Origin of the sequence: Ancylobacter sp. 3268, from assembly GCF_031456575.1 — a bacterium.
Classification (GTDB): domain Bacteria; phylum Pseudomonadota; class Alphaproteobacteria; order Rhizobiales; family Xanthobacteraceae; genus Ancylobacter.
In genome coordinates this window covers 83,902-96,316 of the sequence record NZ_JAVDUX010000003.1, presented here as the reverse complement: position 1 = coordinate 96,316, position 12,415 = coordinate 83,902, and the positions used below count along the sequence as shown (strand labels likewise).

6 protein-coding genes are annotated in these 12,415 nt (G+C 69.1%); all 6 read right to left on the bottom strand.

All coding sequences use genetic code 11. From position 1 onward, the window contains the following. Position 1: 1 nt before the first annotated feature. The 6 genes from glgX to J2X65_RS04855 all read right to left on the bottom strand — a co-directional run bounded on the left by glgX (position 2) and on the right by J2X65_RS04855 (position 12,415). Positions 2-4,192 (bottom strand): glycogen debranching protein GlgX, encoded by a 4,191-nt coding sequence (gene glgX, locus J2X65_RS04880; RefSeq protein WP_310198821.1) that lies wholly within the window; start codon positions 4,190-4,192, stop codon positions 2-4. Next, the gene (gene glgA, locus J2X65_RS04875; protein WP_310198818.1) at positions 4,189-5,646 is read right to left on the bottom strand and encodes a glycogen synthase GlgA; all 1,458 of its coding nucleotides are present in this window, start codon (positions 5,644-5,646) and stop codon (positions 4,189-4,191) included. Before glgA ends, glgX begins: the two co-directional genes overlap by 4 nt. Before the next feature lie 87 nt (positions 5,647-5,733). After that, positions 5,734-7,002, bottom strand: a complete 1,269-nt coding sequence (gene glgC / locus J2X65_RS04870) for a glucose-1-phosphate adenylyltransferase (RefSeq protein ID WP_310198816.1) — start codon at positions 7,000-7,002, stop codon at positions 5,734-5,736. A 4-nt stretch (positions 7,003-7,006) separates the two neighbouring features. Then, on the bottom strand, positions 7,007-9,262 hold the full coding sequence (gene glgB, locus J2X65_RS04865) for a 1,4-alpha-glucan branching protein GlgB (protein ID WP_310198813.1): 2,256 nt from the start codon (positions 9,260-9,262) through the stop codon (positions 7,007-7,009). A gap of 159 nt (positions 9,263-9,421) precedes the next feature. After that, entirely contained in the window at positions 9,422-11,923 is a 2,502-nt protein-coding gene (locus tag J2X65_RS04860; RefSeq protein WP_310198809.1) for a glycogen/starch/alpha-glucan phosphorylase, read from the bottom strand. Between the two features lie 114 nt (positions 11,924-12,037). Then, positions 12,038-12,415 (bottom strand): DUF423 domain-containing protein, encoded by a 378-nt coding sequence (locus J2X65_RS04855; RefSeq protein ID WP_310198806.1) that lies wholly within the window; start codon positions 12,413-12,415, stop codon positions 12,038-12,040.

Below are 12,415 nucleotides of genomic sequence, written 5' to 3'. Positions count from 1 at the left end.
GCTAACGTGCGGCGCGCATGGCTTCCAGCGCCAGGCGCGCCGCGGACGTTTCCAGCACGGCGTCCACCGGCTGCGACAGTCGCCGCCGCCAGTTCGGCCGCTCGCGGTCGGTCCCCGGCAGGTTTACCGCCACCTTCTCGCCCGCGAGGTCGTCGAGCTGAGCGAGCGCGATCAATGACGCCGTGCGTGCCACATAGGCATGCACGGCGGCGAGCAAACCGGGGTCGAGCGAGGCTCCTTCCGCCGGCAGCTCGGCGACCAGGCCCTCGCGCAACAACGCCGCACCGAGCCGCGCCTTCTCCCGCGCCCGCTCCGCGAGACCGGCCTCGAAGGCGGCCTCGTCGTCCAGCCCCAGCGCCCGCCGCTCGGCGAGGTCGACGCCGTCCCACCAGCCGGCCAGCGTCGGCAGGTCGTGTGTCGACACGCAGGCCGCCGCCAGCGTCGGGTAGTCGGCCGGCGGCGCGAAGCCCTCGCCCTGCCGCTCGAACCACAGCACCTTGTAGGACAGCATCCGCTCGCGATCGAGTTCGCCGCGCATGCCCTCCGGCACGGTGCCGAGATCCTCGCCTACCACCAGGCAACGCGCGCGCCGGCTCTCCAGCGTCACCTGCCCGGCGAGATCGGCAAAGGGATAGGCGAGATAGGCGCCCTCGGCGGCGCTCGCCCCCTCCGGCAGCAGGAACAGCCGGCGCAGGCCCATCACATGGTCGACCCTCAGCGCACCGGCATGGCGCATATTGGCGGCGAGCAGCCGGCCATAGCCGCGATAGCCGTCACGCGCCATGGCGAGCGGGTCGAGCGGCGGCAGGTTCCAGTTCTGCCCCTCGGGGCCGAGCGGGTCCGGCGGCGCGCCGATCGTCACCCCCGCCATCAACGCCTCCGCTTCCCCCCAGGCCTCGGCGCCGTCCGGCGCGGTGCCCACCGCCAGGTCGCGGTAGAAGCCGAGCGACAGGCCGGCCGCCTGTGCCCGCTGCGCCGCTGCGCCGAACTGGCGGTCGGCAATCCATTGCTGCCACAGCTCGAACCGCATCTCGCGCCGATGCGCGGCGGAAAATGCGACGACGGCCGGCCCGCGCGCGGCGGCGAGCCCGTCCGGCCAGTCGCGCCAGCTCAGCCCGGCGAAGCGCCGCGACAGCAGCTGGAACGCCGCGAATCCCTGCAAAGCGGCGCCGCCCTCGGCTATGAAGCGATCGAAATCCGCATCCGCCGCCTCGCCGGTCGCCGCGAAGGCGGCTTCCAGCACCAGGCGCTTGGCGGCCCACACGCCGGCATAATCGACGTCACCCAGGGCCGCGAGCGCGATGAACTCGCCCTGCCCGGCCGCCAGCGCCTCATTGACCGTCGCCGGCCCGGCCAGCGCCGTCACATCGATATAGATCGGGTCGAGGAAACGCCGATCCGAGGGGTGGTAGGGGCTCGCCCGCCGGCGATCCTGCGGAAACAGCGCATGCAGCGGGTTGAGCCCGAGAATCTGCGCGCCTCGTGCCGCCGCCGCCTCCGCGAGGTCGGCCAGTGCCGTAAAATCGCCGATGCCGCAATCATGACCGCTGCGGCGCAAGGTGTAGAGGTGGCCGGCGAGGCCGAAAACGCGTTCGCCGGCCTCCAGCGCCGGCGGCAGATAGCCCGAGCGCGGCGCCACGGTAAGCTGGCATTCGCTCAAACCAAGCCGCAGCACATGCCGTCCCAGCGGCAGTTCCGGCAAGCCGACGCGCCGCTCGGCGGCAAGCCGCCCGTCCGGCCGCGTCACCTCGCGTGTCACGCCCTCTTCGGGACGGATGCGCAACGGCTGCTCGCTACCATCCTCCAGCACGATGGCGAGGTCGAGGCTGCGCCCGCTCAACGCCGCCGCGCCGCCCAGCACCAGCTCGGCGCCGCCCGGTCGCACCACCAGCGCCAGCGGCAGATCGCGGCCGAACCGTTCTTCCGACAGGGCGGCAAGGCTGTCGCGCACCTCGCCGCCGCTGCCCGCCGGCAGCTTGAGCGCCGCCAGCAGCGCCCGCTTGGTGTCGTCACTCACCGGATGGTGGTTGCCGTCGACATCCCACCACTCGCGCGCGATGCCGGCCGCCGCCGCGAGGCTCTCCAGCAGCGCCGGATCCGCCGGCCGCCGCGCCCGTCGCGGTTCCGCCACCTCGACGAGAATGAGCACCGCCCGACCGGGCAGCACCAGCGATCCGTCCTCCGGCGCCGTGTCGGGCTCGGCCTCCGGCCGCGACGTATCGGCGGCGAGCTGCCAGGCGAAGCCGTCCCGCGCCTCCGGCAGCACCAGCGGCACCACCGCGTCCGCGGCGTTCAGCGCCACGATCACCCGGTCGGCCGCCCGGTGCCCGACAGAAGGCGCGTAGAATCCGGCCACCAGCGTCCGCGTCGCCGGATCGTCCCAGCCGACAGCGGTTCCGTCCGCCGCCCGCCACTCGACATCGGGGATGCCGCTGGCATCAAGCGGCCGCCCGGTCAGCGGCGCCTCGCCGGTCAGCGCCGGATGCGCGCGGCGCAGCGCCACCAGCCTGGCGGTGAAGCGCGCCAGCCCGCCATCCACCTTGCTCCAGTCGAGCCAGGTCAGGACATTGTCCTGCGCATAGGCATTGTTGTTGCCGCGTTGCGAGCGCCCGCACTCGTCGCCCATGGTGAGCATCGGCGTGCCGCGTGCCGCCAGCAGCGTCGCCAGCAATGCCCGGCAGTCCCCCCGCCGCCGTGCCGTCACCTCGGCATCGTCGCTCGGTCCTTCGACGCCATGGTTCCAGCTGTGATTGGCATCGGTTCCGTCGCGATTGTCCTCGCCATTGGCCTCATTATGCTTGCCCGCGTAGGAAACGAGGTCGATCAGCGTGAAACCGTCATGGGCGGTGACGAAATTGATCGCCCGCGACAGCGGCCGCCGGCGCGGCGCGAACACATCGGCCGAGCCGGCGAGCCGTGTCGCCAGTTCGCCGACCTGGCCGTCCTCTCCGCGCCAGAAGCGCCGCGCCGCGTCGCGGAAATGGTCGTTCCACTCGGCCCATTGCGCGGGAAAATTGCCGACCTGATAGCCGCCCGGCCCGATATCCCACGGCTCGGCGATCAAGGCGAGATCGCGCAGCACCGGGTCCTGCGCCATGGCGGCGAAGAACGGCGCCTCGGGGTCGAAGCCGTCCACCCGGCGGCCGAGCGTGGCGCCGAGATCGAAGCGGAAGCCGTCGAGGCCGGCCGCCGCCCAGCGCCGCATCATGTCCATGGCGAGCCGCAGCACCGGCGGGCGCTCGAGAGCGAGCGTGTTGCCGGTGCCGGCATCGTTGAGCAGCCTGCCGGGATCGCCGGCCGCGTGCCGGTAATAGGTCGCGTTGTCGAGCCCGCGCAGGCTCAGCGTCGGCCCGAATACATCGCTCTCGCCGGTGTGGTTGAACACCACGTCGAGCACCACGCCGATGCCCGCCGCATGCAGCGCCGCGACCGTCCGGCGTATCTCGGCAAAGCCGCCGGGGGCGAGGCGCGGGTCCGGCGCGCCGAACACCACCGGATTGTAGCCCCAGTAATTGGTGAGCCCCAGCGGCGGCAGATGCCGCTCGTCGATCCATGCCATCGCTGGCATCAGCTCGACCGTGGTGATGCCGAGCTTGACCAGATGCTCGATGGCGGAGGGGGCGGCGAGCCCGGCAAAGCTGCCGCGCAGGTCGAGCGGAATGTCGGGATGCAGCCGGGTGAAGCCCCGCACATGGAGCTCGTAGAGCACCTGCCCCGCCCAGTCGAAACCGGGTCGGCGCACCGGTTCGTTCTCGTCCTCGTCCGCCGGCACGATCGCCTTCGGCACATGGGCGGCGCTGTCAGTTTCGTCCTCGCGTGCGCCGCGCGCACGGGCGTCGAACAGCGCGTCATGCAGCACGAAAGGCCGATCCAGCGCCGCCGCATAGGGGTCGACCAGCAGCTTGGCCGGATTGAACCGGTGCCCGTTGGCCGGATCCCACGGGCCGAACGCCCTCAGCCCGTAGCGCATGCCCGGCGAGATGCCGGCAACATGGCCGTGGAACACGTCGCCGGTGCGCTCCGGCAGGGCGATGCGTGCCATCTCGATGTCGACGACGTCGAACAGACAGAACTCGATACGGGTGGCGTGGGCGGAGAACACCGCCACATTGACGCCCGCCTTTGTCCCCTGCCCGGCGGGCGTGACGCCCAGCGGCTCCGGCCGCCCGCCCGTCAGCCGCCAGTCGGTCACGCCGCCCGCTCCCGCGCGAGAGAGCGGAACAGCTCGGCATAGGCGCGCGCGGCGCGATCCCAGGAAACGTCCGTCGCCATGGCGTTGCGCTGCAGCTTTCGCCAAAGCGCCTTGTCCTGCCACAGCGCATGGGTACGGCCGAGCGCCGCCTGCAGTGCCGGCACGGTCACCGGCGAGAACTGCACGCCGGTGCCGACCCCGCTCGCCCGCGCCATCTCGTTGACGTCGATCACCGTGTCGGCGAGCCCGCCGACCCGCGCCACCACCGGCAGCGCGCCATAGCGCAGCGCCGCCAGCTGGGTGAGGCCGCAGGGCTCGAAGCGCGAGGGCACCAGCAGCGCGTCGGCTCCCGCCTGGATCAGATGCGCCAGGGTCTCGTCATAGCCGAACTGCACGCCGACGCGGCCGGGATTGGCCCAGGCCGAGCCGGCATAGCGCTCGGTCAGCTGCGGATCGCCGCTGCCCAGCACCACCAGTTGCGCGCCGAGATCGATAAGCGTGCCCAACCCGTCCATCAAAAGGTCGAGGCCCTTCTGCCAGGACAGCCGGCTCACCACGCCGAACAGCAGCGTGTCCGGCGACTCGGCCAGGCCGAACCGCGCCTGCAGCGCCGCCTTGTTGGCCGCGCGGGCCGACAGTCTCTTGGCGTCGAACGGTGCCGGGATCAGGCGGTCCGTCGCGGGGTTCCACGCGGCCGCGTCGAGCCCGTTGAGGATACCGGTGAGCACGCTGCGCCGCTGGTTCAGCAGGCCTTCGAGGCCCATTCCGGCCTCCGGCTGCAGGATTTCGGCGGCATAGCCCGGCGAGACGGTGGTGATGCGGTCGGCGAGTTGCAGGCCGGCCTTCAGATAGCCGACCGTGCCATAATATTCGATGCCGGCGATGGAGAACGCATGCGCCGGCATTCCCAGCACGGGCGCCACATGGGCCGGGAACTGCCCCTGGAAGGCGATGTTGTGGATCGACATCACCGTGCCGGGCCGCCGCCCGCTGGCATAGTGCAGATAGGCCGGCGCGAGGCCTGCCTGCCAGTCATGGGCGTGCACCACGTCGGGCACGAAGGCCGGCACCAGCCCGAGCCCGATCCCCGATGCCACCGCCCCCAGCGCGGCGAAGCGCTGGGCGTTGTCGGCATAGTCGCGCCCATCGGTGCCGACATAGGGACCGCCCGGCCGGTCGTAGAGATGCGGCGCGTCGATGACGAACAGGTCGAGGCCGGCCGCCGTGGCGGCGTAGAGCCGCGCCGGCGCGCCGAACAGATGGTCGAAGTAGAACGCTTCCTCGACCGCGCCGAGCGCCGCCATCACCGCCGGATAGCCCGGCACCAGCGTGCGCACCTGGATCCCCTGGGCCGCCAGCGCCGCCGGCAGCGCGCCGGCCACATCAGCGAGTCCGCCGGTCTTCACCAGCGGATAGACCTCGGACACCACCGAGAGAAGCTTCAGTTCCGACACGATAACCGCCTTGCCCCTTTTTCGTGGGTGCCGCCTTCGCGGCCGCTGTTCCCTGGCGCGGTCGATCCTGGCGCCCGCGCGCGACGCTCAGATGTCGAGCCGGTCGATCATCGACTGGGTGATGAGGCAGATGCCCTTCTCGGTGCGGCGGAAGCGCAGGGCGTCGAGCTCCGGATCCTCGCCCACCACCAGCCCCTCGGGAATGCGCACGCCGGCATCGATCACCACGTTCTTGAGCTGGGCGGAACGGCCGATCTCGACATAAGGCAGCACCACGGCGTTCTCGAGCGTGCCGTAGGAATTCACCCGCACCCCGGTGAACAGCAGCGCCCGCCGCAGCGACGAGCCGGAGACGATGCAGCCGCCGGACACTAGCGAGGAGATCGCCTGCCCGCGGCGGCCCTCGTCGTCATGCACGAACTTCGCCGGCGGTGTGATTTCGCTATAGGTCCAGATCGGCCAGTCGCGGTCGTAGAGGTCGAGTTCCGGCACGATGCCGGTGAGGTCGATATTGGCCTCCCAATAGGCATCTACGGTGCCGACATCGCGCCAATAGGGCGCGGTCTCCATGTCGGAGCGCACGCAGGAGCGCGAGAAATGATGCGCGCAGGCTTTGCCGTGCTTGACCAGATACGGGATGATGTCCTTGCCAAAATCATGCGTCGACAGCGGGTCGGCGGCATCGCGCTTCAGCTGCTCGATGAGGAATTTGGTCTCGAAGATATAGATGCCCATCGAGGCCAGCGCCTTGTCCGGGTGGCCGGGCATGGCGGGCGGGTCCTTCGGCTTTTCCAGGAAGGAGATGATTCGGTCCTCGGAATCGACATGCATGACGCCGAAGGCGCTGGCCTCCTCGCGCGGCACTTCGAGGCACCCCACCGTCACGTCGGCGCCCTTGTCGACATGCTCCTGCAGCATCACCTCGTAATCCTGCTTGTAGACGTGGTCGCCGGCCAGGATGATGATGTGGCGGGTGTCGTAGGCCTCGACGATGTCGAGGTTCTGGTACACCGCGTCCGCCGTCCCCAGATACCACATGGTCTCGGAGACGCGCTGGCTCGCCGGCAGCACGTCGAAGCTCTCATTGCGCTCGTGGCGGAAGAAGTTCCAGCCGCGCTGCATATGACGGATCAGGCTGTGCGCCTGATACTGGGTGGCAACGCCGATGCGGCGTATGCCGGAATTCAGCGCGTTGGACAGCGCGAAATCGATGATACGCGACTTGCCGCCGAAATAGACCGCCGGCTTGGCGCGTCGATCGGTGAGTTCCATCAGCCGGCTGCCGCGGCCGCCGGCCAGCACATAGGCCATCGCGGTTCGGGCGAGAGGTGCGTTCGGGACCGGTGGCCTGGCCATATCGTTACTCCTTGACCGTCGCGATGAACGTTGGCGTTTCCTCGGCCGTTGCGGGCTCTGCCCGTTCCGGCTCCCATTTCAGGTAGAGCGTGGCCAGCGGCGGCAGCATCAGTTCCGCGCTCGCCGGCATGCCGTGGGCCGGCACGTCGATGGCGACGACGCCACCGAGATTGCCCACCCCCGAGCCACCATAATCTGCACTGTCGGTATTGACGATTTCCCTCCACCGCCCGGCCTTGGGCAGGCCGAGCCGGTAGGACGGCCGCGGCACCGGGGTGAAATTGGCGATCATCGCCACCGGGGCGTCGTCCTCGCCGGCGGTGCGGAGCCAGGCGAACACCGACTGGGCGCGATCGTCGACCACCAGCCAGCGGAAGCCGCTGGGGTCGCCATCGCCGGTGTGCAGGGCCGGCAGCTCGCGATAGGCTTGGTTCAGGTCGCGCACCACCAGCTGCACGCCGCGATGGTGCGGGCCCATGCCGGTAAGGTGCCAGTCGAGCGAACGCTCCTCGCTCCACTCGCCGCGCTGGGCGAATTCCTGGCCCATGAACAGCAGCTTCTTGCCGGGATAGGCCCACATGAAGGCGTAGTAGGCGCGCACCGTCGCGAATTTCTGCCAGTCGTCGCCGGGCATGCGCGACAGCACCGTTCCCTTGCCGTGCACCACCTCGTCATGAGACAGCGGCAGCACGAAATTTTCGCTGAAGGCGTACATCAGCCCGAAGGTGATCTTGTCATGGTGCCAGGGCCGATAGGCCGGGTCGAGCGCCAGATAGTCCAGCGTGTCGTGCATCCAGCCCATGTTCCACTTGAAGCCGAAGCCCAGCCCGCCGGCATGCACCGGCGCCGACACCCCGGCCCAGGAGGTGGATTCCTCGGCGATGGTCACCGTGCCGGGATGCTCGGCATAGAGCGTGACATTGGCCCGCTGCAGGAAGCCGACGGCATCCTTGTTGTCGTTGGAGCCGTCCGGGTTGGGCGACCATTCGCCCTCGCGGCGGGAATAGTTGAGGTAGAGCATCGAGGCCACCGCATCGACGCGCAGCCCGTCGACATGGAAGCGGTCGAGCCAGAACAGCGCGTTGGCGGTGAGGAAATTCGTCACCTCGCGGCGGCCGAAATCGTAGATCGCGGTGTTCCAGTCGGGGTGGAAGCCGCGCTGCGGGTCGGCATGCTCGTAGAGCGGGCCGCCGTCGAAATGCGCAAGGCCGTGAATGTCGGTGGGGAAATGCGCTGGCACCCAGTCGAGGATCACCGAGATGCCGGCCCGATGTGCGCGGTCGACCAGCCGCGCGAAGCCGGCCGGGTCGCCGAAGCGGCTGGTCGGGGCGTAGAGCCCGATCGGCTGGTAGCCCCAGGATGCGTCGAGCGGATGCTCGGAGATCGGCAAGAGCTCGATATGGGTAAAGCCCATCCACTCCACATAGGGGATCAGCTGGTCGGCGAGCTCGTCATAGGTCAGGAAGCGATTGCCCTCGCCGCGCCGCCAGGAGCCGAGATGTACCTCGTAGATCGACATCGGCTTGTGCCGTGCTTCGCCGTCGCGGCGGGCGGCGAGGTGGGCGGCATCGTTCCATTCGAAATTGTCGATGAGCGCCACCACCGAGCCGGTGGCCGGGCGGAATTCGCCGCGGAAGCCGAACGGGTCGGCCTTCAGCGGCAGCAGCCGGCCGTCGGCGGCGATGATCTCGTATTTGTAGATCGTGCCCTCGCCGAGACCGGGGGCGAAGATCTCCCACAGCCCGCTGTCGATGCGCTTGCGCATCTGGTGGCGGCGCCCGTCCCAGTCATTGAAATCGCCGACCACCGAGACGCGCTGCGCGTTCGGCGCCCACACCGCGAAGGCCACGCCCGCCACGCCCTGGTGCAGGCTCAGATGCGCGCCGAGCCGCTCATAGAGCTGGGTATGGGTACCCTCGACCATGAGATGGTCGTCGAGAGGGCCGAGCACCGGCTCGAAGGCATAGGGATCGTCGAGCCACCATTCGCCGCCGGCATTGCCGGCCTTCAGCGTGTAGCGCGCCCAGGCCGGGCGGTCGCCCGCCAGCCCCTCGAAGAAGCCGGCGTCGTGCCGGCGCGTGAGGGAGGCCACGGGCGCGCCATCGATGTCATAGGCGTCGAGGGTCAGGGCGCCCGGCACGAAGGCGCGGATGACCAGGCCGTCCTTGGTCTCGTGCGGTCCCAACAGCCCGAACGGATCGTGGTGCCGGCCGCCGACGAGCTGGTCGACGTCCCGGTCCGTGGCCTGCCAGGCATGCATGCTCGAAGACCTTTCCTGCTCGGAATCTGCTGCATCAAGACCCGATTGCGGAGAAGGTTCCTTTACCGCCGGCAATAAGTCCACCACATAGCGTCACGGAGATGAAGGAGAGGCGCCATCCGAGGCATGAAGCCGCAGGCGGACGCCTCTCCAGCGACGTCACCGCGTCTGCAGCACCGGCACGTGCCAGATGTCGCGGGCATATTCCGAGATGGTCCGGTCGGAGGAGAACCAGCCCATATTGGCGGTGTTGATGGCGCTCGACGTCCACCAGGCCGGACGGTTGTTCCATTGCGCGTCGACGCGGCGCTGGGCGTCCCAGTAGCTGTCGAAGTCCGGCGTCACCAGGAAATAGTCGTGGTGGCGCAGGGCGTCGACCAGCGGCTTGTAGCGATCCGGCTCGTCGGGGGAGAACACACCGCCCGCCACCGCATCCAGCACTTCGCCGAGATGCGGCGAGGCGGCGATCGCGCCCGCCTCGTCGATGCCGGCGGCCCGGCGCTGCTCGACCTCCTCGGCGGTCAGGCCGAAGATGAAGATGTTGTCGTCGCCGACATGTTCCTTGATCTCGACATTGGCGCCGTCGAGCGTGCCGATGGTGAGCGCGCCGTTCAGCGCCATCTTCATGTTGCCGGTGCCGGACGCCTCCATGCCGGCGGTGGAGATCTGCTCGGAAAGGTCGGCGGCCGGGATGATCACCTCGGCCAGCGACACATTGTAGTTCGGCAGGAACACCACCTTGAGCAGGTCGCGCACGGTGGGGTCGTCGTTCACCACCTTGGCGACGTCATTGGCCAGCTTGATGATCAGCTTGGCCATATGGTAGCTGGCCGCCGCCTTGCCGGAGAATATCTTCACCCGCGGCGCCCAGGCCTTCGCCGGATTGGCGCGCATGGCGTCGTAGAGCGCGATGGTCTCCAGCACGTTGAGCAGCTGGCGCTTATATTCGTGGATGCGCTTGATCTGCACGTCGAACAGCGCGCCGGGATTGACCTTGATGTCCAGCCGGTCGCGGATCACCCGCGCCAGCGCCACCTTGTTCTGCCGGCGCACCGCGGCCAGCTTGTCGTGCAGCGCCGAATCCCCGGCCAGCGCCTCCAGCTTCTTCAGCGCGCCGGGATCGTCCAGCACCTCGGGGCCGCAGGTCTCGACCAGCAGGCTGGTCAGGGCGGGGTTGGCCTCGTTCAGCCAGCGGCGGAAGGTGATGCCGTTGGTCTTGTTGTTCATCCGCTCCGGGTAGAGGCGGTAGAAATCCTTGAACACCGTGGTCTTCATCAGCTCGCTGTGCAGCGCCGCGACGCCGTTGATCGAATGCGAGCCGAGGAAGGCAAGGTTGCCCATGCGCACCCGCCGCCCGTGATCTTCCTGGATCAGCGACACCGAGGACAGCAGCGCGTCGTCGCCGGGGAACGCCTTGCGCACCGCCTCGATATGCAGCGCGTTGATCAGGTAGATGATCTGCATGTGGCGCGGCAGCACCCGCTCCATCAGCGGCACCGGCCAGGTCTCCAGCGCCTCGGGCAGCAGCGTGTGGTTGGTGTAGGAGATGGTGCGGTTGGTGATGTCCCAGGCCTGCGCCCACTCGATGTCGTGCTCGTCGATCAGCACCCGCATCAGCTCCGCCACCGCAATGGAGGGATGGGTGTCGTTAAGCTGGATCGACGCCTTGTCCGGCAGCGAGCGCACGTCGCCGAAGGTGTCGACATGGCGGCGGATCAGGTCGTGCAGCGAGGCGGCGGTGAAGAAATATTCCTGCCGGAGGCGCAGCTCCTGGCCCGCCGGGGTGGCGTCGCTCGGGTAGAGCACCTTGGAGATCGCCTCGGCCTTCACCTGGTCGGCCAGCGCGCCCATATGGTCGCCCTGGTTGAAGGCGTCGAGCCGCAGCGGATCGGTGGCACGCGCCGACCACAGCCGCAGCGTGTTAACGTGCCGGCCGCGCCAGCCGACGATCGGGGTGTCATAGGCCACCGCCTCGACCTGCTCGGCCGGGTGCCAGACCTGCTTCTTGCGGTCGCCGCCCACGGCCACCGCCTCGACCGAGCCGCCGAAGCCGACATCATAGGTGACTTCCGGGCGCTCGAATTCCCAGGGGTTGCCGAAGGACAGCCAGTCCTCGGGATATTCCTGCTGCCAGCCATTCTTGATCACCTGGCGGAACAGGCCGTGATCGTAGCGGATGCCGTAGCCATAGGCGGCGATGGAGAGCGTCGCCATGCTGTCCATGAAACAGGCCGCCAGACGGCCGAGGCCGCCATTGCCCAGCGCCGCGTCGGGCTCCACCTGCCGCAGCCGGTCGAGGTCGACGCCGAGGTCGCCGAGCGCGGCGCGCACCGTATCGAGCATTTCGAGATTGGTCAGCGCGTCGAACAGCAGCCGGCCGATGAGGAATTCCAGCGAGAGGTAGTAGACCCGCTTGCGGCCTTCCGAATAGGTCTGGCGCGTCGAGGTCACCCAGCGGTCGACGATGCGGTCGCGCGTGGCGAAGGCGGTGGCGAGAAACCAGTCACGATCGCTGGCCGCCGCCGGATTCTTGCCCACCGCATAGGTCAGCTTGGCGATGACCGCGGTGCGGAACTTGGCGACATCGTCGCCGGCAGCGCCCGGTGCGCGGGTGGTCGTCTCCGGTTTGTCCAGCATCTTGCTCTCGACCTCGACTGTCATCTGCGACTAGCGCTCCCATTGACGATCCGCCGCCTGCAATTCCGCCGGTCCCGAGATCCGGCGGATGCCGACCCGGGCCCATGCAACCTTTTGGCCAAGTGGGCCCTCAATTCCTCAGGCGGGCGACCGCGTTCTCTCGAAGGCCGCAAGGCCCAACACCGCCCAGCCAATCATCAGCATAGTCCCGCCGGTCGGGGCGGCCATAGGAAAAAGAACGGTATCCAGCAGCACCCGCGTGGCGATGGCACCGCTGAACAGCAGCGTGCCGAGCGCGATGAGGCCAGCGCCGATATCGGCGAAGGACCAGCGTCGCCCGCCCGCCGCCGCCAGCGCCGCGCAGCCGGCCAGCGCCGCCGCCCCGATCATCAGGAAGCTGGCGGCGGTGGCGAGGCTGGCATCCGGCACCGCATGCGCCGCCGCCGCCGCGAGGCCGACGCCCGCCACGCCGTACAGGCCGGCAAGAAGCACGATCAGGCGGCGATAGGGTGTCAT

Bases quoted from the DNA above. Each gene is read 5' to 3' on its own strand.
- glgB (WP_310198813.1), bottom strand. From the start codon at position 9,262: ATGCATGCCTGGCAGGCCACGGACCGGGACGTCGACCAGCTCGTCGGC.
- J2X65_RS04855 (WP_310198806.1), bottom strand. From the start codon at position 12,415: ATGACACCCTATCGCCGCCTGATCGTGCTTCTTGCCGGCCTGTACGGC.
- glgC (WP_310198816.1), bottom strand. From the start codon at position 7,002: ATGGCCAGGCCACCGGTCCCGAACGCACCTCTCGCCCGAACCGCGATG.
- J2X65_RS04860 (WP_310198809.1), bottom strand. From the start codon at position 11,923: ATGACAGTCGAGGTCGAGAGCAAGATGCTGGACAAACCGGAGACGACC.